The sequence below is a fragment of the Alcaligenes sp. Me129 genome, assembly GCF_050487245.1.
GTDB classification, from domain to species: domain Bacteria; phylum Pseudomonadota; class Gammaproteobacteria; order Burkholderiales; family Burkholderiaceae_B; genus Alcaligenes; species Alcaligenes phenolicus.
Window position 1 is genome coordinate 55654 of sequence record NZ_JBKQGX010000008.1, and the last position, 23391, is coordinate 79044.

The following is a 23391-nucleotide window of genomic DNA, read 5'->3' on the forward strand; positions in this document are numbered from 1 at the left end:
TAATATACTGCACAGCGTCTGTTTCCTGCGGGACTGGATGACCTGCGTCAGCCCGTCCGATCCACTATAATTGCCCTCTATGTCATCAAACACCCCCTCCTCTTCCCAAGACCAGTTCGCCAATAAGGCCATGGCCTGGTCGGCTCGTTTTTCCGAGCCCGTCTCTGACCTCGTCAAACGCTACACAGCGTCGGTGGACTTTGACAAGCGCATGGCTCGCTTTGATATTCAGGGTTCCCTGGCCCACGCCAGCATGCTGGCCGCCGTCGGTGTGATCACCGAGCAGGACAAGGCCGACATCGAACGCGGCATGAGCCAGATTCTGGACGAAATCGCCCAAGGCCAGTTCCAGTGGTTGCTGGATCTGGAAGACGTGCACCTGAACATTGAAAAACGTCTGGTCGAGCTGATTGGCGATGCGGGCAAGCGCCTGCACACTGGCCGCTCGCGCAATGACCAGGTCGCCACCGATATCCGCCTGTGGCTGCGCAATGAAATCGACATTGCCCTGGACCTGCTGGCCCAGATGCAGCGCAAGCTGGCTGAATTGGCACTGGCTCAGGCAGACACTATTTTGCCCGGTTTCACCCACCTGCAAGTGGCACAGCCCGTTACTTTTGGGCACCATTTGCTGGCCTACGCCGAAATGTTCCAGCGCGATGCCGAGCGTCTGCAAGACTGCCGCAAGCGCGTGAACCGCCTGCCATTGGGCGCGGCCGCTCTGGCCGGCACCAGCTACCCGATCGACCGTGAAATGGTTGCCAAGCTGCTGGATTTTGACGATGTGTGCCGCAACTCGCTGGACGCTGTGTCGGACCGCGACTTCGCCATCGAATTCTGCGCCGCTGCCGCCCTGATCATGACGCACATTTCCCGCTTCTCCGAGGAGCTGGTGCTGTGGATGAGCCCACGCGTGGGCTTTATTGATCTGGCTGACCGTTTTTGCACCGGCAGCTCCATCATGCCGCAAAAGAAAAACCCCGACGTTCCCGAACTGGCCCGTGGCAAGACCGGTCGCGTCAATGGTCACCTGATTGCCCTGCTGACTTTGATGAAAGGCCAACCGCTGGCCTACAACAAGGACAACCAGGAAGACAAGGAAGGTCTGTTCGATTCGGCTGATACCATTCGCGACACCCTGACCATTTTTGTAGACCTGATCTCGGGCATCAAGGTCAAGCCTGAAGCCATGCGAGCTGCTGCGCTGCAAGGTTTTGCAACTGCTACTGATCTGGCCGACTACCTGGTCAAGAAAGGCCTGCCTTTCCGTGATGCCCACGAAACCGTGGCCTTGGCCGTGCGCGAGTGTGAACAGTTGGGTTGCGATCTGGCTGATCTGAACCTGGAACAGCTGCAGAAATTCGACAGCCGTATCGAGTCGGATATTTTTGGCGTGCTGACGCTGGAAGGCTCGGTCGCTTCGCGCAAACACATCGGTGGCACCGCCCCCGAACGTGTCCGTATCGAAGCACAGCGTATTCTGGATCGTATTCCAGGCTGATAAGCAGCGACTGCTGAAAGCAGAAAAAGCCGCTCCTGTTCTAGGAGCGGCTTTTTTTTAGGCATTGACTCAGATTTGATCTGACGTGTTTTGTCAGTTGCGTTAGGGTTAGGACTGGAACTGCTGCTTTCGGCCATGACCCGACATTCGCTCCACGGGCACAATGGAGCCAACAGCGGTCCTTCGTCAATCTGAATAGGCTTCACTAATGGTTCATCTCGAACGGTCTGTGGCAACGTTGCGCATCATGGGTGACGAACTAGTGCCTGAGGAAATTTCGAGGCTACTCAGTGCAATGCCGACGTCAGCTCATGTGAAAGGGCCGCAGATTCCTTAGAGCCCATCGGGCCGCATTGGCACGAAGAACTCTGGCATGTGGCGTCTAAGGGCGAAGGAGACCGAGCCAGAAGACTTGGATGGTCAGGTCTCGGAGTTGCTTGGTCAAGTCACGTCGGACCTAGCGGTTTAGGGTGACATCGTGACTCGGTTTCGTGTTGACCTGTTCTGCGGATGGTTCATGGACAATAATAGCAAGGGCATGGAGCTTTCACCCGAGAGCATGCTTACACCAGCGCAGCGCGGCATCAAGTTGTCGTTTGGCACCTACGGGCCGGAAGCTTCGGATGGCCTTGAGCGTGTGTCGCAGACTTAGGTTAACCCGCCATGCCGGCAATTGAAAGAACGCTAAGCCCGCTTTAGGGCGGTTACCCCCTACAGGCTCGACCTTTACCAGACAATCGTGGTAAATCTGACAAACCGTGTAAACCGTGGACGCCATTCATCTCACCATAGGAGCAGTCGCCAAGCGTGCGGGTATCACTGTACGTACTCTGCATCATTACGACCATATCGGATTGGTATGCCCCAGTGCTCGAAGCGAGTCGGGGTATCGCCTCTACAGTGCCAACGACATCGAGCGATTGCATGCCGTTCAGTCCCTCAAACAACTAGGACTCAGCCTCGAAGCGATTGCGGCAACATTGACTGGAGGTGAAGTCACACCTCAAGTGTTACTGCGTCGCCAGGTAGAAGATGCTACGCGCAAGCTGGTGGAAATCCAGGAGCTCAAAGAAAAGCTGCTGTTTCTGGAGCACGCTGTCTCTCGCCAAAACGCATCGGCCGGTGATTTGCTCGACGGCATTCGCCTCCTTGAGACTCATCAGTTGTACCTTCCCTCAGAGGACGTACGGCGGCTGCTTGCGCACTGGCGTCGCGCCAAGGCCCGATGGCAGCCAGTTGCCGGAAAATTGCTTGCATGCCGAAGCGGCGATGTTCCGGTCGATGCAGCGCAAACGCAGTTGCTCGCACAACGGTGGATGAACATCGCAATGTCTGTTTTCGGAGGACGGCTGGGCGCCATCCTTGATTGGGCGCGAATGCATCGGGAAGCGCCTGAGACGGCGCGGCACGCTGGACTTGAGCCAGAGCTCATGCAATACCTTGAACAAGCCATCGAGTTGCGCCTGGAAGCATTGCGCCGTCATCTCTCGCCAGACGAACTTAACAGACTGGATGGCTCTACAGGGCCTGAGTGGGAGACATTTGCGGCTCAAGGAGAGAGGCTGCTCGCCAATAGAGTCTCTCCAAAGACAAAGGCTGCGCGCGAGTTGGTAGCGCGATATCGCGAACTCTCGCTTAGAACCGTAGCGCAGGATATGTCGCTTGCGGTCAAGCTGAAGCAGGCCTATACCTCGGAGCCCATATTGACGCTCGGTCACTTTGTTGGTCCACAATTGAGGGCATACCTCGAAGCTGCTGCCTCTTGACCCTAGCGTTACGTCAGGTCTGAAAGTACTCCTTTCGTTGAACCAACAACAGGAGTATTCCAATGAAATACACTGACTGTCCAAGCCCCTCGGCCATGCGTGTCGCCACTTCACGAGCAGCGCACCAGATTCTCGAAGGCGACCTGGTATTCAAGGATCCCTTCGCCATAGCGTCTTTGGGAAGTGCCAATGCTGCATCACTGATGCGCGAACCAATGGTGCAAAACGATGTCCCGTCACGCTCCATGCGGGCGGGCATCGTAGCCCGCTCACGATTCGCGGAAGACCATTTGCTGAAAGCCATTGCCAACGGAACTGTGCAATACGGCATAGTCGGGGCAGGTCTGGATACATGGGCACTGCGCAGTGCGTCCACGCTTCCTGCCGTCACCACGTTTGAACTGGACCAGCCTTCAATGCAGAAATGGAAGACAGACCTTTATACAGACAACGGATGGGCTCAGCCCGCAAGCCTGCGCTATGTAGCCACCGATTTGCGGGAGATGACCAGTGTTGATGGTCTTCTCGCAGGTGGAGCAGACCTTGCCAAGCCTGTCAGCCTGTCTGTGCTGGGGGTGCTCGTCTACCTTTGCAACGATGTGGTTGAGCGCGAGATTGCTGCGTTACAGCAACTTGCTCCAGGCTCCACCGTTACGCTGGACTACCGCCTGGATGAGGCCCAACTGCATCCTGTGGAGCGAGTCATGATGCAGTTCACGGCCAGCATGATGGCTGCGGGAGGCGAGCCGTGGCAATCATCTTGCACGCCGGAGCGCATGCGTGAACTGCTGTCATTTGCGGGCTTTGAAGTCGATGAAGACTTGGGGCCGGCAGAACTCAACGCCCGCTATTTCGCGGGCCGCAGAGATGGCTTGCAGATTGCAGGCGGCGGCTTCCGTTATCTGAGTGCGGTCAAGCGATAGACTGACCAAGAGCATCTGTACAGTTTGCGTGCAGATGCTACCCCACAATCGTTGTGGAGGACTGCACCTCACTAAAGTGCCTGGTTCACTGGCGCGGGTGCAGCCTTCCAATTGACCGGTCATTTCCGCCCACATGTTCATTCGTGTTGCCACCCTTGAGGACGCGGCATATTTGCCGCGAATCGAAAAGTCCGCCAGCGAGCTCTATCGAGCTATCCCCCATTTGGATTGGCTGGCAGCTGGCCAGGTCATCGCGCGGGCTGAACATGAGCGGCTCATTCTCAAGAGAAGCGTTTGGGTCGCTGAGACATCGCAGGACGACCTGGTCGGATTTTTGAATGCCGAAGTTTTGAATCATGAGCTTCACATTTGGGAGCTTTCTGTTCATGGCGGTTGGCAACGACAAGGTGTTGGCACGGGACTGCTTCGCAGCGCTTACCAATATGCGGTGGAGACCGGCTTGGCTGCGCTGACGCTGACGACTTTTAAAGATGTTCCGTGGTGTGCGCCGGCGTATGCAAAATTCGGGTTCAAACCCGTGATGAACCCCGTCCTGCATCTTCGAGATGCGCTGAATGCCGGAGGCGGCTTAGTTCACCATGAGTGCCCACAGTGGTACAGACTTAAAGCATTAACGTGACAGCGGCTGTGGAGGTTCCTGCAACTCCCACACCGGTGCCGCTGTTTGGCGAACTGTGGGAGCGGCTGCTGTTGTCGGTGATGGTGCTGGGCTTTGCAGCGCTCGGCCTGTACATGCGCCGCTAGTGATGGCGTGACGATTGCAATGCAGCGAAAGCTGCGCCTATAGCTGGCGGTAATTGATGGCCGCTGGCTTTTTAGAGCACTAGGGAGTCATGTCCTTGGTGCTTTTTTGTGGGCGCCGGGTACGGGCTGAATGACCGCTTTGGTGCAAGACGAACTTCCGGTTTGGGTCGTTTTCTGCCCGATAGATCTGCCAGCTTCTGTTAGATCAACCAGAGTCAATAGATTTATACCGCTTCGACCTACTTCCAATCCTGCCTGCCCGGACTGGCAACTTAGACTTCGTACTCAGCTTCGCTGCTGATACTGGCAAGCTACCTTTGCGAATTCCCTCTGAGGGGTGCATCTCCAGGCCTGCTAAACCCCCCCAGCAGCGATCGAAGAAACGGCACCGCCCCAAAAAGTGCAGGTGCCGCACTCAACGTTAAGGCTGCGGCTGAATCAAAAGCATCGTGCTGCTTTGCGCATTACGACGAATGTCCGTATGCGTCACATCCATCGTCTTGCACTCGAAGTTCTCGTACAACTTCAGCTGATCCTCATAATGCGGGCTGCGGACACCATTACGGTCGGTGAAACCGCTTTGGCCGGGCGGCATGGCATCGCAGAACTCCACGCCCTTGGCATCAAACACCACACGGTTGTTCTCCGTGCCACGGTTCTGATAGCCGGTAAAGGCAAAGGTATTGCCCGACGTCGTCTGCGGAGTGCCCGTGAAGTTCTTGTCACTGAAGCGATGCACCGAGGTCGGCATGGTCCAGCGCTCCATCTGAGCACCCTGCTCCTGGCTCAAGCGGGCCTGCGCATTTTGCAAAGCTGTGTACATGATTTCCTGAGACGAACGCTCACCAAAGACATTCACACGCTTGGGATCAGGATGGGCTTCCAGGGCCAAGGCACGCAACAGTACCTTGGTGCCCATGCTCAAGTTGATCGAACCAGGGTTGGGACCTTGCTGCGTGGCAAAACCCGTCTGGCTATACATGGCGCGATGCGATTCAGGCACCACCGGCATCAGGACTTGCTTGTACATTTCTTCCAGCCAGGTTTTGAATAGCACCCGAGCCGGTCCGGCATTTTCTCCAGCTTTATCGCGTTCCATACCATCCCAGGCCAGCAAGGTCGTCAACGCCGCCTGACCAGCGTCATTGGCAGGTAGACTTTGCGCCAGCTTTTCCAGATGCGGACGGAAGTAGCGCCAGTTCACATCGCTGTAGGACGCCTTCTTGTTGAACGCCCAGATCTCCTGCACGCTGAACACATCTTTCTGCTGATACTGGCTGGTCAACTCGTTCATTCGGTCGCCATAGGTCCAGTAATAGGTATCCGTATTGGTCTTGTCAGGCGCAGGTTTGTTATTCCAGTTGACCAGATAGCCTTGCGGCGGATTGTAGGCTTTGGGAATCGCGTCAAAACTCTTGATGCCCTGCCACTCCATGCTGCCGTCCCCTTTGGCTGGCACGCGGATGTCCTGATTGGCAGGACGCTGGGGCAGAAAAGCAGGCGATACGTAGCCGATATTGCCGTGCTTGTCGGCGTAGTACCAGTTAATGGAAATCGCCATCTTGCTGGCCTGATCCAGAAACTCCATCCAGTTGCGCGCCTTGGCTACATTCAGCCAAGCCAGCAAGGACTGCACCTCATAACCATCCCAGCTGCGCTTCTTGCTGTAAGCCGTGCCCTGTTCGTAATCAAACTGCATCACGGGGCCGTGTACGGTGCGCCATATCGTCATTTCACGATCAGCCTGACCGCGTACCTGGATACGCTCCTTGCGCTGCTCCAGCGTGCGCCAGGCATTGTTGAACCAGTACTGATCGGCACGCGCCGGGTTCAGTTTCTCCTGATACATATCCACCACGTCCTGGGGACCAGCAGTCGCCCCCCAGGCAATCTCGCTGTTGGTACCGAACAGAACAATCGGATAAGCAAAAGGCGTATTGCCCACCACATCAAAGCCCGCGCCGTGCAGGCCAATACCGTAGGTGTAAGCCGGGTTGTACCAGCCAAACTGCGGGCCGTTGATCAGAACCGTAGAACCATCCTGAACGCGCTCGGGGCGGGTGCTCCACAGATTACTGGCTTTAGGTGCAAAGTCCGGGCCACGGCCACCCCAATGCTTGTCCTGACGCTCCAGCTCGGCAGCCAGCACTTGTGAAGAAACATGAGCCAGATTCTGCGTCCCTGCTTGCGCCTGTGGCTTGCGCTCGGCAGCGGGTGCCGGAACGGTGGTGGGGGCTGTTGTGTCATTGATCCACAGCAGTTCATCAAACAAGGCGCGGCCACGTTCCGGGCCGTGCTGTTTTTCCAGAGACTGACGCATGGCCAGTGCCGTCACTTCCAGATTCGTGTCGGAAAAGCGATTGGCCATGGAGCCCACCCAGATCATGACCACATCAAAGTCCGTCAGTGGCTCGGGCTGGAAATCAAAATCCACATATTCTTTGGGTAGCAGTTCAGGACGACGGCGTACCTGCTCCAGATAGGCGTTATAGCCATCGGCATAGCCACGGAAAATGTCGCGCTCATCTTTGGACAGGGCTGCGATCTGCCGCTGTATCGAAGCGGGTGTGAAGTTCTGCCGCACCTGCATGTCGTACTTGACGTAGACATCCTGCTCGCCAGGGCCCAGGACAGCGGCAGTTGTGCCCACAAAGGAGCGACGCGCCATATCCATCTGGAACAGACGATCTTGGGCAACCGCATAACCATAGCCGTAATACAAGCCATAGTGGCTGTCGGCAAAGACGTGCGGAACGCCATAGCTGTCGCGCATCACTTCTACCGACTGCACCTGCGCGTGGGCTGGTGCCCACGCCAAACCCAAGATCAAACCAGCGGCCGCAGCCCCGGTACGAACAAGCCTTTTCTGCATATCTGTCCCTTGTTTTTATGATACTGAAAATTCTTATGAACCTAAAATATTGAAGCCAATACGAATAGGAAATCACAATGTAAAACAATCAGGATCGAAAACAAGTAAGGGCTTGCCCTAGTCAGCGCTGCTAAGCAAGGGCTTGAAAACGTACTTAGAAGGACACCAGACGACCAGGATTCACTGCACTCATCATGCCAATGGCGGCCTTGACCACTGGGATCGCCAGGCCGGATAACTGATGGCCCAGAGGAATGCTGCGATGGGTGATATCCGTCAGCATGGCAAAGTCTTCGTTGCGACCCATGACGTCGTCACTAATGGCTTTACCAATACGCACGGTTTGCGCCACGCCGTGACCACTCCAGCCATGCACCATGTACACAGGTACCGCATCCTCGGTCTTGCGCGAGTCAGTTGCCCCGTTCAGAGTAAAGTCACTGATCCCGCTCCAGGAAAAGTCCAGCTGTACCTGTTCCAGCTGCGGGAAAACCGTCTGGATACGATCCAGCAGGTAGTCATTGATACGTTCGGGGGACCAACTGGTGCCGGTGCCCTGCCCGCCAAACAACAGGCGGTTTTGACGCACGGCGCGGTAATAGTCGATCTGGAATTGCGTGTCATACACCGCACGGTCTGTAGGCAGCAACTCGCTGACTGGACACTCCAGAGGTTCAGTCACACCTACGTAGGTATAGAACGGAACAGTGGTATTGGATTGCGTCGGCAAAAACTGCGAAGTCGTGTCATGCACGGCCAGCACCAAGGCCTGACGGGCCAGAATCGTGCCACCGGGGGTGATAGCCAAAGCGCCCTTTTCCGTCTGCTCGATTTCTTCGACCGGGCTGCCTTCATAAACTCGACCTCCATGTTGAGCCAAGCCATACACCAGACCACGCAGCAGTGCCAAGGGATGCAACTGACCGCCCAGAGTATCCACCACAGCACCGTGATACAAGGGCGAGCGGATTTCCTGCTCCAGCTCGTAGCTACCCACAACTTCCACGCTGGTATCGCCCAGATAGCGTCGGGCATCCGCCCCCTCTACCAATGCGCCCATATGGCCTGCGTGAATGGCAGCCGTTAAATGACCACGACGACGATCAAAATCCAGCTCGTAATCCTGAGCAATTTGATCGAGCAGATCCATGGCTTCATGCGAGGCAAAGCGCCACAAGCGACGGGCCTCATCCAAAGGCAGATGGGCAATCATGTCTGCGGCTTCCCAACGGGCCAGACCGGGAGTCAGCTGACCACCGTTTCGACCTGAAGCGGCAGAGCCAATACTGTCTTTTTCTACCAGCACCACGTCCAGGCCGGAGCGGGCCAGGTGCAAGGCGGTAGAGGCCCCCAGCAAGCCACCACCCACTACCAGCACATCACATTGCGTGTCGGCTTGCAGAGGATCAAAGCGGGTCCAGGGGGCTAGCGATGCTTCGTAATACGTCGCGGGCGCGACGGCTTCGTTCAGATGGCCTTTTCGCCAGTTCCACAATCGGGGATTACTGACCAACAAGCTCTCTGCGCTGGAAACATCGTTTAAAAGAGTCGGTTTAGAAATAAGCATAAATGTCCTGTGTCTGTTACGGCCTTTTGGCCGCCTGGATCACAGAGCGGAATGCTCCGGTGACGCCCCGTCAACGCGGCGTTCCGTTCTGTCTCGTTATCAACACCCCGTTGTAAAAACGGGGTGGAACGATCTTCTTCTACGATGTAGAATTAATTTATTCTACTCTGTAGAGTTAAACTTGGCAAATCTGCCCTTTCCCTATCAAAGGAACTCTATTGGCCCAAGCACCCGCCTCGCGCACACGCAAACTGAATAAGGACGAGCTGGTCATCGCCGCCGTCACCTTGATGGAGGAAGCCGGCGACAGCGGCTTTTCTTTACGCAAACTGGGGGAACGAGTCGGTTGCGATCCAATGGCCGTGCTCTATCACTTCAAGTCCAAGGACGGCTTGCTGCGCGCAATGGCGGATTACTTGACGGGACGCATTCAGGCCGTAGATACGGAGCTATCGTGGACAGAGCGTTTGTATGAATTGGCCCGACAGTATCGTGAGCTGGCCTTGGGCCACCCACAGACTTTTCAGCAAATGCAGCGTTTTCTGAATACCGGCAAGGCCGACTATCTGGTTCTTGAGCAGGTATACAGGGCCTTGCGCGATGGCGGTTTGAGCGATGCCGAAATCCCCGCCGCCTGTGTGGGCTGGTATGCCGCTTTATATGGATTGATTCAGGGCGAGTTGGGTGGACTTATCCGCCCGGTGACTGAAGAAGAGCTAAACGAACTGGAACAATGGCCCGCCGAGGATGTGCCTATGCTGCGCCAGATTCTGCCGCGCTTTGTGCATCTGCAATCCGAGCAGGTATTCAAGATGATGATGGAGCTGATACACGATGGCTTGATTGTCCATGCTGGTAAAGCGGCAACACCTGCCACCAAGCAGTAAAATCAGCAACGGACCGAATCACACACACAGAACCGATCAGCCAGCCCAGCCTTCAAACGTGCTGATAAAAAGCATATAGCTGCCGGCCACCTTGGCAAGGACACGGGCTGGCTCATGCCCACATTTCGAGAAAAGCACCTGAACGCGACTGATCCTTCAGCCAGCCCTTCCGCCAGCCTTTAAAACGTGATACCACCGAAATGGTCGGTGTTAAAGGCAACAGCACCTTGGACGAACGAGCTGACAACACCTTCCAGGAAAAACAAAACGCCCCGCAAACTGGAACTCTGTCCAATTTGCAGGGCGTTTTAGTTGAAGCCTGCTTAGGTGTACTTAGCGTGTAAAGACGGCAATTGATTCCACGTGTGCCGTATGCGGGAACATATTCACCACACCGGCCGATTCCAGCGTATAACCACCCTGGTGAACCAATACACCGGCGTCCCGAGCCAGAGTACCTGGGCTACAGGACACATAAACCAGACGCTCGGGGCGTTCGTGCTTTTCCAGCTGCGCCAAAGCAGTGGCGACCGCAAAGGCACCATCACGCGGCGGGTCAATCAACATGCGATCAAAATGACCCAGGTCACGCAGCCATTGCACGTCCACCTCAAACAGATTCAGCGTTGTGAATTTTGCCTTGCCCTGCAAGTTGTGGGCCAAGGCTGCTTCACCGGCACGTTCGGTCAAGGTGCTGCTGCCTTCAATGCCAACCACCTCGGCGGCACGGCGTGCCAGCGGCAGGCTGAAGTTACCCAGACCACAGAACAAGTCGGCCACCCGATGCTCGGGCTTGACGTCCAGCAGGGTCAAGGCACGCGAGATCAGGCTGCGGTTAATGTCGTGGTTCACCTGCGTAAAGTCCGTCGGGCGATACGGCATACGCAAATCAAATTCGGGCAGTGCGTAGGCCAGCTTGTCCGCATCTTCGCGCAGCAAAGGATGGGCCGTTTCCGGACCCTTGGGCTGCAGCCACCAGCTGATGTCGTGCTCCTGACCGAAGCTCTGCAAACGCTGGATATCTTCGCTAGTCAGCGGCTCCATGTGACGCAGGGTCAAGGTGGTAATCTTGTCGCCCATGGCCAGCTCGATCTGAGGCAAACGATCCGGGCGGGACAAACCAGCCAAACAGGAACGCAAGGGCTCCAGCAAGGCAGAAACTTTGGCGGGCAGGACACGACATTCCGTCATGTCCACCACGTAGCGGCCATTCTTTTCACGAAAGCCGACCAGCACCCCACCCTTCTTAGGCACGTAGCGCATAGAGAAACGGGCGCGGTAACGGTAACCCCAGTAAGGGCCGTGCAAGGGTGCCAACACACGGCCCGGCTGCACCTTGCCGATATGGCCCAGGGAATCTTCCAGAACGCGCTGCTTGACCGCAACCTGGGCCGAGGGCTCCAGATGCTGCATGGCACAGCCACCACAGACACCAAAGTTGGGACAGGGAGGTTCAGCACGCTGCGACGACGCTTTCAACAAAGCCGTCATGCGAGCTTTATCGTAGGAATCCTTGGAGCGCACCGTCTCGGCCAGCACTGCTTCGCCGGGCAAGGCGCCTTCCACAAACACCACTTTGCCCTCTTTATGGGCGACGCCGCGTCCTTCCAGATCCAGCGATTCAATTAACAATACGTCAGACATTCGATAAAAACCTAAATAAGCGTCCTGCCAAGCAGAATGGCGCAGTTGCATTGCTGCAAACGATGGCGAATCGCTGATTTTACAATGAGCATTCGGCTCAACGGGTAAAAACAAGCACAACGCGGCACTAGCGGTTCCACAACGCTACTAAATTCTGAATGACCCGCCCGCCCGACAGGCATAGCCTTCAAGTTGGAAGAGCAATCTGCACTCAAAAAGTCATTCCGTTAAGCACCCTCGAACAGAGCGCACAAAAAAAGCGGCCAGAAGCCGCTTTTTTCAGTCCAGATACCGAGCTTATCGCGTAGGCAGGTACGAGATCGGGTTGACCGGCGTACCGGAGCGACGAATCTCGAAGTGCAGTCGTGGCGAGGTGGTGTCAGACTGACCCAGATCGGCAATACGCTGCCCCTTCTTCACCTGCTGACCCGTTTTAACGTGCAAGACACTGTTATGGGCGTAAGCAGTGATAAAGCCATTGCTGTGACCAACCAGCACCATGGAGCCTAAACCGCGCACACCGTTACCGGCGTACATGATCTTGCCATCCGCTGCGGCAACCACGGGGTCGCCCACCTTGCCTTCGATATCAATACCCTTGGTCGAGGCATTGAAACCCTGGATGATCTTGCCACTGGCAGGCCAGCCCCAGGCGATCAGAGCCGCGTCGCTGGCGCGAGGCGCAGACACGGGCGTTTCAGTCTTGACCGGGGTGGCCGGGCTGACTGGCGAGGTCTGTGTGCTACCACTACCGGCTGGGCGAGTCGTCACTGCCGCCATCGAGGTATTGCCGTCCAGACGCAAGGTTTGACCCACGCGCAACATGGAAGGATCCGTAATCTGGTTCAACTGGATCAGCGAATTCACGTCCATGCCGTGCGCTTGTGCAATCTTGTAGAGCGTATCGCCGGGGCGTACCACATAGGTACCCGAGGCACTGCTGACGCTGCCTGCCGCCGAAGAGGAACTCAGGTCAGTGACTGGAGCGCGCTCATTACGGCTTGCACAACCAGCCAGCAGGGTACTGGTGACCACAGCCGCCACCAGGCACTGACGGGGCGTCAAGAACCACTGTGTACCGGTGGAAGCAGCGGTTAACGGTAACCTGACTGCATGCTGCATATAAATCTCCTGAGAATATCTGACTAAATCTGGGTTCCGGCTCGCATCGGCACGAAGCGAACCGCATCAAGTTCTTCACGACGCCAAGTAGCCTGTCCGGTGCGTTCCACCAAAACCAGGCGCTGTTGTGTCGTACCTTCAGGGGCGATCAGTCTCCCCCCCAATGTTAATTGTTCCAATAAGGTTCTGGGAATGACCGGACCGGCTGCCGCCACAACAATAGCATCATATGGTGCCGCGGCAGGGTAACCTTGCATTCCGTCACCAAACATTATTCGAGCCCGTTGCGACAGCCCTAATTGGCGCATGTGATCGCGAGCCATATCGCACAAGCCTTTGATACGTTCTACCGCATACACTTCTTTGACCAATTGTGCCAAAACAGCAGCCTGATAACCACATCCGGCCCCCACTTCCAGCACCTTGGTCGGTATTTTCTGGTCACACACCAGGCTGATCATATGGGCTACAACCCAAGGCTGGGAGATGGTCTGCGCAAAGCCGATAGGCAAGGCATCATCTTCATAGGCCCGACTGGCCAAACCCTGATCAACAAACTGATGGCGCGGTACTGCCTGCATGGCCGCCAGCACTCGTTCGTCGGTAATTCCCTGTCGGCGCAAGCGCTCGATCATCATGCCACGCGAGCGTTCCGAGTTCAAACCCAAGTTGACACTTGTTGACACTTGCGGTGACAAAATGGCCGAGGGTGTCGGTTGTAACTGGCCCCGTTGCACAATACGGGTATTGCTATTGCTGGCAGACAGGCCACTGCCCAGGCTGGACTTGCCGAACCGGTTCCGAGTGCCGTCTGCAAAAGGATAGCGCTTGCCTGGTTTACTTGTCATTGCATCCAGTCCCGCAATCCGGCCAGTTGCTCGTGGTGAGTCAGGTCCGCGCGCAAGGGCGTAATGGATACTGCACCTTGTTCCACGGCACCGAAATCTGTGCCCTGCTCGCTATCGGACACACCACCGACACGGCCAATCCAGTACACGGGTTCGCCATAAGGCGTCTGGCTTTTTACGACCGGCTCCGAAGGATGACGCTTGCCCAGGCGGGTGACTTGCGTGCCCTTCAAGGCTTCGTAGGGCAAACACGGAATATTCACGTTCAGCAAGGTATTGGCCGCCAACGGCTTCTTCTGACAGCGCTGTACCAGATCTCGTGCCACGCGCGCTGCGCTGTCCAGGTTCTTCCAGCCGCGTTCGATCAGGGAAAACGCAATCGCGGGAATACCAAACAAGTGGCCTTCCATCGCGGCCGCTACCGTGCCCGAATACAAGGTGTCGTCGCCCATATTGGCGCCGTTATTAATGCCGGACACAATCAGATCGGGACGGAAATCCAGCAAGCCTGTCAGGGCCACGTGCACACAATCGGACGGTGTACCATTAACAAAATAAAAACCATTGCTGGCCTGGCGCAGCGACAGGGGACGATTCAAGGTCAGGGAATTGCTGGCACCGCTGCAATTGGTCTCGGGTGCAATAACAGTCAGCTCACCCAGTCCTTGCAAGGCTTCATACAAAGCCTCGATACCGGCTGCTGTATAGCCATCATCGTTGGAGACCAGAATACGCATGCTTTACTTTTCCGTTAAAAATCTAACAGGGGCAGCAAATTGTACCCGCTGCCTTTGGTATTTTGCTGCAAGGCCGGTAGAATCCGCGCAACAATAATTGTGGAGCTCAATCCTCATGAACGCCGTTTCTTTTGCTGTGGCCGCCCCGCTTGTCGCCCTCTTGTCCTATTTACTGGGATCCTTGCCGTTTGCCGTAATCGTCAGCAAGATCATGGGCTTGCAAGACCCTCGCACCTTTGGTTCGAAAAATCCGGGAGCCACTAATGTACTACGTAGCGGCAATAAAAAAGCAGCTGTCCTGACCTTGTTGGGCGATGCCTTCAAAGGCTGGCTGGCTGTCTTTCTGACCCAACAGGCCATCAGCAACTGGGGCTGGGCACCGACTTTACTGGGTGTCAGCGCCTTTTTTGCCTTTTTGGGTCACTTGTACCCGGTCTTTCTGGGCTTTAAAGGCGGTAAAGGCGTGGCAACCGCGCTGGGTGTCATCCTGGCCCTGCTGCCCTGGCTGGCTCTGGCTACCGCGGCCACCTGGCTGATTATCGCTTATGTCAGCCGTTACTCCTCGCTGGCAGCCATCATCAGTGCCGTGTTTGCCCCCTTGTTTTACCTGCTCGGTGCCAAGGTGGTCTGGCCCATGAATGCCTCTATTGCCACGGCCCTGGTCCTGATCAGTGCCTTCTTGCTCTGGCGTCACCAGGAAAACATTCGTCGTCTGATGACGGGCAAAGAAAGCAAGATCGGTTCCAAGAAAAAATAAGCACTAACGCTCTTGCTGGGAGACAGGCTGGTTCACACAAGCCAGATCCCAGCGAGGCCGGATGGCAAAGCCATGCTGGCTATCATCCAAAGTCACCAAACCATGCTTGACCCGCATGGCCGCCGCAAAAGCAATCATGGCACCGTTATCGGTACAGAATTCCAGCGGCGGAAAGAACACCTCGCCCTTCAAACGCGCCACGGCTTTCTGTAAATAAGCCCGCAAGTGGCGGTTGGCGCCCACACCACCGGCAACCACCAGACGTTTCAAGCCCGTTTGCTTCAAGGCCTTGATCGCCTTGGCGGCCAGCACGTCCACAATGGCGGCCTCGGTTGCAGCAGCCAGATCAGCGCGTTGCTGTTCGGTAATCCCGCCCTCTTCCGCTTCCAGCTTGCGCAAGCGCGTCAGCACGGCAGTTTTCAAACCACTAAAGCTGAAATCCAGATCCTTGCTGTGCATCATGGGACGCGGCAGCTCGTAGACGCTGGGGTCACCCTGTTCAGCCAGACGCGACAAGGCCGGGCCGCCGGGATAACCCAGGCCCATCAGCTTGGCGCTTTTATCAAAGGCTTCGCCTGCTGCATCGTCCAGCGTTTCACCCAGCAATTCATACTGACCCACACCATCTACACGCATCAGCTGAGTGTGGCCACCCGAGACCAGCAAGGCCACAAAGGGAAAGTCGGGACGCGGCTCGGCCAATAAGGGCGAGAGCAAATGACCTTCCAGGTGATGGATGGCAATGGTCGGTTTTTTCAGCGACCAGGCAATCGACTGCGCCACACTGGCTCCCACCAGCAAGGCACCGGCCAGACCGGGGCCGGCGGTATAGGCAATGGCATCGACCTGATCGAGCTGCATATGGCAAGAAGCCAACACCTGCCGTGTCAAAGGCAGGACGCGACGGATATGATCGCGAGAGGCCAGTTCAGGCACCACCCCACCATATTCACGGTGCATGGCGATCTGGCTGTGCAAGGCATGGGCCAGCAGGCCCTGTTCCGTGCTGACCAGCGCCACGCCAGTTTCATCGCAGGAACTTTCAAATCCAAGAATATTCATGGCGCTTATTTTAGCCTGCTGTATTGGGGAAAATAGGAATTTATCCCCTCAAGACAATCAGCGGATAGTGTCTGGGTTGTGCCGATACATCGCGACAAAGGGGGGCGACGCAGTGGCACACTCGTGGTTAAAATCCCGCATCGATAATTTCACGCTCCGATCGCCTAATAATCACAAGGAGGCTGCCCATGTTTGAACGTCTCTTCAAACTCACTGAGCATGGCACCAACGTCCGTACCGAGGTCCTGGCAGGTATCACTACCTTCCTGACCATGTCCTACATTATTTTTGTGAATCCAGACATCCTGTCGTCCACAGGGATGGATCGCAATGCCATTTTTGTAGCCACCTGCCTGGCTGCTGCTCTGGGCACGTTCATCATGGCCTTTGTGGCCAACTGGCCTATCGGCATGGCACCGGGCATGGGCCTGAACGCCTTTTTTGCCTTCACCGTGGTCGCCACCCTGGGCTATACCTGGCAACAGGCACTGGGCGCGGTCTTTATTTCCGGCGTGATCTTCCTGATCCTGACGGTGACTGGCATCCGGTCCTGGCTGATTCGGGGCATTCCCAAATCCCTGCAAAGCGCCATTGCCGCCGGTATCGGCATGTTCCTGGGCCTGATCGCCCTGATGAACTCGGGTATTGTGGTGGCCCACCCTGCCACCAAGATTGGTCTGGGTGACCTGACCCAGCCCGCAGCCCTGTACGCAATTCTGGGCTTCTTTATTATTGCCGCCCTGGACGCACTGAAGGTGCGCGGTGCAATCCTGATTGGCATTCTGGCCGTGACCATTCTGTCCATGCTGACCGGTCACAGCGAATTTGGTGGTGTGGTCTCCACTCCACCCTCGCTGATGCCCACCTTCATGCAGCTGGACATCATGGGTGCCCTGCACACCGGCTTTGTGCACGTGATTCTGGTGCTGGTGCTGGTTGAAGTGTTTGATGCCACCGGCACCATGATCGGGGTTGCCAAGCGTGCCCGCCTGATTGAAGAAGGCAAGCCCAATCGCCTGGGCCGCGCCCTGCTGGCTGACAGTACCGCCATTGTGGCCGGTTCCATGCTGGGTACCAGCAGCACCACCGCCTACGTGGAAAGCGCCTCGGGTGTGCAAGCCGGTGGCCGTACCGGTCTGACCGCGCTGACCATTGGTGTCCTGTTCCTGCTAGCCCTGTTTTTCTCGCCACTGGCCGCGACCGTTCCCGGTTACGCCACCGCCCCCGCCTTGCTGTATGTGGCGTGCTTGATGATGCGCGAAATCACTGAAGTGAAATGGGACGACATGACCGAGGCCGTGCCTGCTGCCTTGGCTGCCTTCACCATGCCCTTCACCTACTCGATTGCCAACGGTCTGGCCTTTGGTTTTATCAGCTACGTGATCCTGAAGCTGACAACCGGCCGCTGGCGCAGTATCCACCTGGCCACACTGATTGTCGCCATCTTGTTTGTGATCAAGTACGCAATCGCTACGGAATGAAAAACCCTTTAGCAAACTCGTTTGGCGCTTTAGGGCTGCCTGGAAAACGAGTACACTGATTGCATGTTTAACGAAGCGGCTGAACACCATCAGCCGCTTTTTTATTGCGGAGGCTCCCCCATGAGCATCGTCGAACTGAACGAAGAAACATTCCAGGCTGCAGTAGAAGACGGCAAACCCCTGATCATCGACTTCTGGGCTCCTTGGTGCGGTCCATGTCGCCAATTCGCCCCTGTCTTTGACGCAGCAGCGGCCAAGCACCCCGGCGTGACCTTTGGCAAGGTGAACACGGAAGAAGAGCAGGAACTGGCCGCTGGCCTGCGTATTCGCTCCATTCCTACCCTGATGGTCTTCCGTGAAAACGTCTTGCTGTTCTCGCAAGCCGGTGCCCTTTCCGCTGCCCAGCTGGACGATCTGATCGAACAAGTCCAGGCTGTGGACATGGAAAAAGTTCACGCTGAAATTGCTGCCCAGCAAAACCAGCAGCCTGACCAGGCCTGATTTGCCCGGCCTCAGAAAAAACGCCAGACGGTTTGTCTGGCGTTTTTTTTGCAGAAATGCGATTTAGTCGCAGTTTTCCAGCTCGATAATCGCGAAGCCACTGCGTTTGATTTCATTTTCGACCGGCGCAGAAGCCATTTCCGTATGGCAGAAGCGGCACTCGCGCGAGGTGAAGTTTTCAACATTCACCCCTTTGGCCGCCAGATAACGCTGACCATAACTCAAGACCTTGTCCATATCCTTGGCATCGTCACTGACCAAGATATCAAAGTGCATACGACGCCCGTCAGGACGCACAACGTAGGTATCAAACACCGCAATCTTCATGACAAACCCTTTTCAGCAAAAAACCTAGTAGGTACAGGTCGGCCCGCAAGAGGAAGAATCCTGCTTGTCCGCCACCCCCTCTTTCTTGTCTGCTTGCGCCGGGCGGCGAGCAATCAGCTGGCCGACAAACGCACCCAGACGCAGATCGTCCAGATGGCCCAATTCCTTCAAGGCCAGATTGCCATCACGGTCAAAAATAATGGTAGATGGTGTCCCGCCCAGGCCCCACTCCTTCATGGTGCGCGGCAAGGGGCCGCTGTCTGAGGCCTGATCAATGGCAATGGGGAAATTCAAGCGGTACTCGTGGGCAAACGCCTGCAAAGCCGCAGGGTCCATCACGTCGTGATGCTCGAACACGCTATGCAGGCCTATGATGCGCAGATCATCGCGCGAGAACAGCGTATCCAGCTTCTTGGCTTGCGGCAGGCTGTTGATGACACAACCAGGGCAAAGCATCTGAAAGGCCGTGACCACCACCACGCGGCCACGCAAGGACGCCAAGCTTAATGGAGCGGTCGTATTGAGCCACTGGCTGGCATGGATCTCGTAGGACATGGCTTACACCCACAATGCTGACTAAACCCGATCATACCCGCAGGCTGGATACAGACTTAGAAGGAATCAGAGGTATTTAGTATGGCCACTGCCTGGACGGTGCAGAGGGATAATCGTCTGGAAAAGATACCTTTTCGTCCAGAAAACTCCATCAAGGAAGATGGCGACCAGAGGTCCATTGCAGACCTTGGGCAGAACCGAGGGTGACTTAGGCTTGCTCCAGGGGTTCACATTCCCCCTGGCCACGCGTCATATTGATAAAGGACTGTTGAAAATCCGCTTTATGCTCGAGCGGCAGATTCAACAGCCACTGCACACCTTCAGCATCGAATTGCTCGTCCTGAACCTGAACGCCAAAGCTGTCGAAACGGGATTGAACCAAAGCCAGATCGGCGAAGGAGCAACGGCAGCGCAAAGCCGCCATGGGAATCAGCTCCTGCTTGTCAGCAAGACGCAAACATTGAGCGGCCACGCCGCCATAGGCACGCACCAGACCGCCCGTACCCAGCTTGACGCCCCCAAACCAGCGTATCACCAGTACCGCGACACGGTCGCAATCCTGGCCTTCTATGGCTTGCAAAATGGGACGCCCGGCCGTGCCGCCGGGTTCGCCATCATCGTTAAAGCGGTATTCCGACCCGATCTTGTAGGCCCAGCAATTATGCGTGGCATCGGGCACACCCTTGGCCTGGAAAAAAGCCAAAGCCTGGCTGGCACTGTCTACAGGCGCAGCCAGTGCCAGAAAGCGGCTTTTTTTGATGTCCTGCTCGAAGCTGGTGGGCTCACGCAGGGTAAAGACCGCCACCCCTAGCCTCAGTCCTGCTCGCGGCTGGCCAGGTAATCTTCGTAGCCACCGCGGTAATCCACCAGACGCCCTTCTGGCATCACTTCGATAATGCGGGTTGCCACGCCGGAGACGAACTCGCGGTCATGGGACACGAAGATCAGAGTGCCTTCAAACTTTTCCATGGCCATCTGCAAGGACTCGATCGATTCCATATCCAGGTGGTTGGTCGGTTCGTCCAGGAGCATGACGTTGTGACGACCCAGCATCAGACGCGAGAAAGTCATGCGGTTTTTCTCGCCACCCGACAGCACTTTCACGGGCTTGATGATGTCATCGGCCGAGAACAACATGCGGCCCAGCACCGAGCGCAAAGACTGATCGTCGTCGCCGGCCTGACGGAACTGGCTAATCCAGTCAAACACATTGTCTTCGGTATCGAACTCGTCCGAGACGTCCTGAGCCATATAGCCGATATCAGCGTTCTCGGACCAGACCACCGAGCCGCTGTCAGGAGTCAGATCACCGGCCAGCAAACGCAGCAAAGTCGTCTTACCCACACCGTTCGCACCCACAATCGCAATTTTCTCGCCCGCTTCAATCATGGCCGAGAAGTTCTTGATGATGGGATGATCGTAGGACTTGCTCAAGCCCTCGACCGTCACGGCCAGGCGGTGCAGAACTTTTTTCTGTTCAAAACGAATAAACGGGTTTTGACGCGAAGAAGGCTTCACTTCGATGGTCTCTGCCTTCAAGCGACCAATCTGTTTCAGTCGCGAGGTAGCCTGGCGGGACTTGGACTTGTTGGCGGCAAAACGGCGCACAAAGTCCTGCAGCTCGCCAATACGCTCTTTGGCCTTGGAGTTGGCCGCCAGCACACGTTCGCGCGACTGCACCGACGCCAGCATGTAATCGTCGTAGTTGCCGGGGTAGACACGCAGCTCGCCGTAATCCAGGTCAGCCATGTGAGTGCAGACCTGATTCAGGAAGTGACGATCATGACTGATGATGATCATGGTGCTCTGGTAGCTGTTGAGCACATCTTCCAGCCAGCGAATCGTGTTGATATCCAGGTTGTTGGTCGGCTCGTCCAGCAGCAGAACATCGGGGTTGGAGAACAGGGCCTGTGCCAGCAGCACACGCAGTTTCCAGCCGGGAGCAATTTCGCTCATGGGCAACTGATGCTGTTCGACCGGAATTTCCAGACCCATCAGCAATTCACCGGCACGGCTCTCGGCGGTATAACCGTCGTACTCGGCAAAACGGGCCTCCAGTTCGGCGGCCTTCATATAGTCTTCTTCGGTGGCCTCTGGATTGTCGTAGATGGCATCACGCTCTTGCATGGTGCTCCACATCTCTGTGTGGCCCATCAGCACCACGTCCAGCACACGTTTGTCTTCGTAGGCAAACTGGTCCTGACGCAGCTTGCCCAGGCGCACGCCCGGATCCAGCGATACATTACCCCCGCTTGGCTCCAGGTCGCCGCCAATGATTTTCATGAAGGTAGACTTGCCCGACCCGTTGGCACCAATCAGGCCATAGCGGTTGCCTCCGCCCAGTTTGACACTGACGTTTTCAAATAAAGGCTTGGCACCAAACTGGATCGTTAAATTAGCGGTGGAGATCACGTAAACGTACTTTGAAAAAGGTTGAGTTCAACCCAGTAGTGTATCAAGCAGGCGCGAAATCCGTTAGTGTTCGTGCTCATCCAGAACCAGATAAGCCATGCCGTCCTCGGTAGCCAGGCCCACTTCCTTGCCAATAGGCAGGCTGACCTTGACGTCCACATGGCCATAAGGCAGGCCCGTTACGACCGGGACTTTGACGGTTTCACGCAACCAGCGCACCACCGAATCCATATCAAAGCCGTTATCCGAAGCGCCTGTCTTGTAAGCCGTAAAACGGCCCAATACCACCGCCATCTGACGATTGAGCACGCCGGCATGCCAGAGCTGCGTCAACATGCGTTCGACTCGGTACGGTGCTTCACCCACGTCTTCCAGGAACAGGATACCGCCGTTGATATTGGGGAAGTACGGCGTGCCCAGCAAGGAGCAAACCAGGGCCAGATTGCCGCCCCACAGAACACCGTGACCATCGACGGCATCCGAACCCTCGGACTCAAAGCTGAACAGCTCCAGCTCGCCACGCATCAATTCGCCAAACAGTTCGGTCGTCAATTCATCGGTTTCATCGCCACCAAAGTCCGCAATGGCGGTGGGGCCGGTGTAGCTGATGGCGCCAGTTTGCGCCAGCAAGGCCAGATTGAAGGCCGTGAAATCCGACATGCCGACAAAACGCTTGCCACTGTCGGCTACCGCGCGCCAGTCGATCTGGCCCAGAATGCGGCTTAAACCGTAGCCACCGCGTGTCGCCATCACAATGGGCTGAGGCTGTTGCAAGGAACGCTGTACCGCAGCCAGACGCTGAGCGTCCGTGCCGGCAAAGCGTTCATCCACCGCCAGGGCATCCGCGTCTATGTCCACGGCAAAGCCCAGTTGGTTCAGGCGCTGGCTTGCCAGCTCCAGGCGTTTGGGTTCAAGGATCTGGCCAGAGGGCGAAAACAGGTAAATGCCCGAACTGTCCTGCTGCCCACAATGGCACTGGCCATGTTCGTGGTGATGGTGATGATGGTCGTGCTCGGGGCTGCTCATGATTAACCTTGAAAATAAAGTGCTGACATTTTAGCGAGACTACTGGGCGCCATCCAGCGGCGATTGGACTGTTTGAGCCTGCTTTTGCAACTTCTTTTGTTCGCGTCGTTCGCGGAAAAAATCCCGCAAGGCCTGGGCCGCCTCTTCGGACATCAAACCACCCGAGACACGGGTGTGGTGATTCAGAGTAGGATGCAAATGCAAGGACTCCACACTGCCACACACTCCGGTCTTCGGATCGGCTGCGGCCCACACCACCCGCGACAGACGCGCATGCAACAAGGCCCCCAAGCACATCATGCAAGGCTCAAGAGTCACAAACAGGCTGGCTCCGGGCAAACGGTAATTGCCAACTTTACGCGTCGCGGCGCGCAAGGCCACGATCTCGGCATGCTGGGTGGGATCGTGATCACAAACCGTGCGATTGGAGCCCACAGACAGCAGCCTGCCGTCCGCATCCAATAGTACGGCACCTACGGGCACCTCGCCGATGCTGGCCGCCAGTTGAGCCTGCTCCAAGGCTAAAGCCATAGCCTGAGCATCACTCAAAACGTCACTCTCTGTTGGCGGTGGTAAGCTAGTTGGCATCGTCAAATCCATTGCGTTATTCAAACCCTGTCGGCACAGCAAAAGGGTCA

General features: G+C 56.4%; 21 protein-coding genes. 8 read left to right on the forward strand and 13 right to left on the reverse strand.

Annotation, left to right across the window (positions count from 1 at the left end):
- Positions 1 to 79: 79 nt before the first annotated feature.
- The 4 genes from argH to ACLPGZ_RS10350 all read left to right on the forward strand — a co-directional run bounded on the left by argH (position 80) and on the right by ACLPGZ_RS10350 (position 4830).
- The gene (argH, locus tag ACLPGZ_RS10335; RefSeq protein WP_026483337.1) at positions 80 to 1501 is read left to right on the forward strand and encodes an argininosuccinate lyase; all 1422 of its coding nucleotides are present in this window, start codon (positions 80 to 82) and stop codon (positions 1499 to 1501) included.
- 767 nt (positions 1502 to 2268) lie between these two features.
- Positions 2269 to 3267 (forward strand): MerR family transcriptional regulator, encoded by a 999-nt coding sequence (locus ACLPGZ_RS10340; RefSeq protein ID WP_239054306.1) that lies wholly within the window; start codon positions 2269 to 2271, stop codon positions 3265 to 3267.
- 62 nt (positions 3268 to 3329) lie between these two features.
- Positions 3330 to 4190: a class I SAM-dependent methyltransferase gene (locus ACLPGZ_RS10345; RefSeq protein ID WP_239054307.1), complete on the forward strand. Its 861-nt coding sequence runs from the start codon at positions 3330 to 3332 to the stop codon at positions 4188 to 4190.
- A 133-nt stretch (positions 4191 to 4323) separates the two neighbouring features.
- A complete protein-coding gene (locus ACLPGZ_RS10350; RefSeq protein WP_239054308.1) occupies positions 4324 to 4830 on the forward strand; it encodes a GNAT family N-acetyltransferase in 507 nt (168 codons plus the stop codon).
- 546 nt (positions 4831 to 5376) lie between these two features.
- Here ACLPGZ_RS10350 and ACLPGZ_RS10355 read toward each other — a convergent pair.
- Together ACLPGZ_RS10355 and ACLPGZ_RS10360 are read right to left on the reverse strand one after the other, a co-directional pair.
- Positions 5377 to 7827: a penicillin G acylase gene (locus ACLPGZ_RS10355; protein ID WP_239054309.1), complete on the reverse strand. Its 2451-nt coding sequence runs from the start codon at positions 7825 to 7827 to the stop codon at positions 5377 to 5379.
- Between the two features lie 154 nt (positions 7828 to 7981).
- Entirely contained in the window at positions 7982 to 9394 is a 1413-nt protein-coding gene (locus tag ACLPGZ_RS10360; protein ID WP_239054310.1) for an NAD(P)/FAD-dependent oxidoreductase, read from the reverse strand.
- A gap of 218 nt (positions 9395 to 9612) precedes the next feature.
- On the opposite strand from ACLPGZ_RS10360, the gene ACLPGZ_RS10365 reads away from it, so the two are divergent.
- Positions 9613 to 10281, forward strand: a complete 669-nt coding sequence (locus tag ACLPGZ_RS10365) for a TetR/AcrR family transcriptional regulator (RefSeq protein WP_239054311.1) — start codon at positions 9613 to 9615, stop codon at positions 10279 to 10281.
- A gap of 333 nt (positions 10282 to 10614) precedes the next feature.
- On the opposite strand, the gene rlmD is transcribed toward ACLPGZ_RS10365, so the two are convergent.
- The 4 genes from rlmD to surE form a co-directional block, all read right to left on the reverse strand.
- Positions 10615 to 11925 carry a 23S rRNA (uracil(1939)-C(5))-methyltransferase RlmD gene (gene rlmD, locus ACLPGZ_RS10370; RefSeq protein ID WP_239054312.1) on the reverse strand — a complete coding sequence of 437 codons (1311 nt, stop codon included), beginning with the start codon at positions 11923 to 11925 and terminating at the stop codon, positions 10615 to 10617.
- A gap of 297 nt (positions 11926 to 12222) precedes the next feature.
- Complete coding sequence (locus tag ACLPGZ_RS10375; RefSeq protein ID WP_009462088.1) at positions 12223 to 13047, reverse strand: peptidoglycan DD-metalloendopeptidase family protein; 825 nt, start codon at positions 13045 to 13047, stop codon at positions 12223 to 12225.
- Positions 13048 to 13070: 23 nt separating this feature from the next.
- On the reverse strand, positions 13071 to 13895 hold the full coding sequence (locus ACLPGZ_RS10380) for a protein-L-isoaspartate(D-aspartate) O-methyltransferase (RefSeq protein WP_009462090.1): 825 nt from the start codon (positions 13893 to 13895) through the stop codon (positions 13071 to 13073).
- On the reverse strand, positions 13892 to 14632 hold the full coding sequence (gene surE, locus ACLPGZ_RS10385; protein WP_035271813.1) for a 5'/3'-nucleotidase SurE: 741 nt from the start codon (positions 14630 to 14632) through the stop codon (positions 13892 to 13894). The genes ACLPGZ_RS10380 and surE overlap by 4 nt, the downstream gene beginning before the upstream one ends.
- 115 nt (positions 14633 to 14747) lie before the next feature.
- On the opposite strand from surE, the gene plsY reads away from it, so the two are divergent.
- Positions 14748 to 15389: a glycerol-3-phosphate 1-O-acyltransferase PlsY gene (plsY, locus tag ACLPGZ_RS10390; protein ID WP_026483344.1), complete on the forward strand. Its 642-nt coding sequence runs from the start codon at positions 14748 to 14750 to the stop codon at positions 15387 to 15389.
- Between the two features lie 3 nt (positions 15390 to 15392).
- Here the strand turns inward: plsY and tsaD are convergent, their stop codons facing one another.
- Positions 15393 to 16451 carry a tRNA (adenosine(37)-N6)-threonylcarbamoyltransferase complex transferase subunit TsaD gene (gene tsaD, locus ACLPGZ_RS10395; RefSeq protein WP_009462097.1) on the reverse strand — a complete coding sequence of 353 codons (1059 nt, stop codon included), beginning with the start codon at positions 16449 to 16451 and terminating at the stop codon, positions 15393 to 15395.
- 188 nt (positions 16452 to 16639) lie between these two features.
- Here tsaD and ACLPGZ_RS10400 point away from each other — a divergent pair, with 188 nt between their 5' ends.
- Together ACLPGZ_RS10400 and trxA are read left to right on the forward strand one after the other, a co-directional pair.
- Positions 16640 to 17932 carry an NCS2 family permease gene (locus ACLPGZ_RS10400; RefSeq protein ID WP_021446536.1) on the forward strand — a complete coding sequence of 431 codons (1293 nt, stop codon included), beginning with the start codon at positions 16640 to 16642 and terminating at the stop codon, positions 17930 to 17932.
- 120 nt (positions 17933 to 18052) lie between these two features.
- The gene (trxA, locus tag ACLPGZ_RS10405) at positions 18053 to 18433 is read left to right on the forward strand and encodes a thioredoxin (RefSeq protein ID WP_009462103.1); all 381 of its coding nucleotides are present in this window, start codon (positions 18053 to 18055) and stop codon (positions 18431 to 18433) included.
- 63 nt (positions 18434 to 18496) lie between these two features.
- Here trxA and ACLPGZ_RS10410 read toward each other — a convergent pair whose 3' ends face one another.
- The 6 genes from ACLPGZ_RS10410 to tadA all read right to left on the reverse strand — a co-directional run bounded on the left by ACLPGZ_RS10410 (position 18497) and on the right by tadA (position 23341).
- The gene (locus tag ACLPGZ_RS10410; protein ID WP_009462104.1) at positions 18497 to 18760 is read right to left on the reverse strand and encodes a DUF2024 family protein; all 264 of its coding nucleotides are present in this window, start codon (positions 18758 to 18760) and stop codon (positions 18497 to 18499) included.
- A 24-nt stretch (positions 18761 to 18784) separates the two neighbouring features.
- A complete protein-coding gene (locus ACLPGZ_RS10415; protein ID WP_239054313.1) occupies positions 18785 to 19315 on the reverse strand; it encodes a peroxiredoxin family protein in 531 nt (176 codons plus the stop codon).
- A gap of 208 nt (positions 19316 to 19523) precedes the next feature.
- Positions 19524 to 20120, reverse strand: a complete 597-nt coding sequence (locus tag ACLPGZ_RS10420) for an IMPACT family protein (RefSeq protein ID WP_203145786.1) — start codon at positions 20118 to 20120, stop codon at positions 19524 to 19526.
- Positions 20121 to 20128: 8 nt separating this feature from the next.
- Positions 20129 to 21727 (reverse strand): ABC-F family ATPase, encoded by a 1599-nt coding sequence (locus ACLPGZ_RS10425; RefSeq protein WP_203145785.1) that lies wholly within the window; start codon positions 21725 to 21727, stop codon positions 20129 to 20131.
- 63 nt (positions 21728 to 21790) lie between these two features.
- Positions 21791 to 22753, reverse strand: a complete 963-nt coding sequence (locus ACLPGZ_RS10430; protein ID WP_060185160.1) for an LD-carboxypeptidase — start codon at positions 22751 to 22753, stop codon at positions 21791 to 21793.
- Positions 22754 to 22792: 39 nt separating this feature from the next.
- A complete protein-coding gene (tadA, locus tag ACLPGZ_RS10435; protein ID WP_051359103.1) occupies positions 22793 to 23341 on the reverse strand; it encodes a tRNA adenosine(34) deaminase TadA in 549 nt (182 codons plus the stop codon).
- Positions 23342 to 23391: the final 50 nt, after the last annotated feature.

Bases quoted from the DNA above. Each gene is read 5' to 3' on its own strand.
- ACLPGZ_RS10355 (WP_239054309.1), bottom strand. From the start codon at position 7,827: ATGCAGAAAAGGCTTGTTCGTACCGGGGCTGCGGCCGCTGGTTTGATC.
- ACLPGZ_RS10345 (WP_239054307.1), top strand. From the start codon at position 3,330: ATGAAATACACTGACTGTCCAAGCCCCTCGGCCATGCGTGTCGCCACT.
- tsaD (WP_009462097.1), bottom strand. From the start codon at position 16,451: ATGAATATTCTTGGATTTGAAAGTTCCTGCGATGAAACTGGCGTGGCG.
- ACLPGZ_RS10410 (WP_009462104.1), bottom strand. From the start codon at position 18,760: ATGAAGATTGCGGTGTTTGATACCTACGTTGTGCGTCCTGACGGGCGT.
- argH (WP_026483337.1), top strand. From the start codon at position 80: ATGTCATCAAACACCCCCTCCTCTTCCCAAGACCAGTTCGCCAATAAG.
- ACLPGZ_RS10415 (WP_239054313.1), bottom strand. From the start codon at position 19,315: ATGTCCTACGAGATCCATGCCAGCCAGTGGCTCAATACGACCGCTCCA.
- ACLPGZ_RS10400 (WP_021446536.1), top strand. From the start codon at position 16,640: ATGTTTGAACGTCTCTTCAAACTCACTGAGCATGGCACCAACGTCCGT.
- ACLPGZ_RS10350 (WP_239054308.1), top strand. From the start codon at position 4,324: ATGTTCATTCGTGTTGCCACCCTTGAGGACGCGGCATATTTGCCGCGA.
- tadA (WP_051359103.1), bottom strand. From the start codon at position 23,341: ATGCCAACTAGCTTACCACCGCCAACAGAGAGTGACGTTTTGAGTGAT.
- plsY (WP_026483344.1), top strand. From the start codon at position 14,748: ATGAACGCCGTTTCTTTTGCTGTGGCCGCCCCGCTTGTCGCCCTCTTG.
- trxA (WP_009462103.1), top strand. From the start codon at position 18,053: ATGAGCATCGTCGAACTGAACGAAGAAACATTCCAGGCTGCAGTAGAA.
- ACLPGZ_RS10375 (WP_009462088.1), bottom strand. From the start codon at position 13,047: ATGCAGCATGCAGTCAGGTTACCGTTAACCGCTGCTTCCACCGGTACA.
- ACLPGZ_RS10430 (WP_060185160.1), bottom strand. From the start codon at position 22,753: ATGAGCAGCCCCGAGCACGACCATCATCACCATCACCACGAACATGGC.
- ACLPGZ_RS10360 (WP_239054310.1), bottom strand. From the start codon at position 9,394: ATGCTTATTTCTAAACCGACTCTTTTAAACGATGTTTCCAGCGCAGAG.
- surE (WP_035271813.1), bottom strand. From the start codon at position 14,632: ATGCGTATTCTGGTCTCCAACGATGATGGCTATACAGCAGCCGGTATC.
- rlmD (WP_239054312.1), bottom strand. From the start codon at position 11,925: ATGTCTGACGTATTGTTAATTGAATCGCTGGATCTGGAAGGACGCGGC.
- ACLPGZ_RS10380 (WP_009462090.1), bottom strand. From the start codon at position 13,895: ATGACAAGTAAACCAGGCAAGCGCTATCCTTTTGCAGACGGCACTCGG.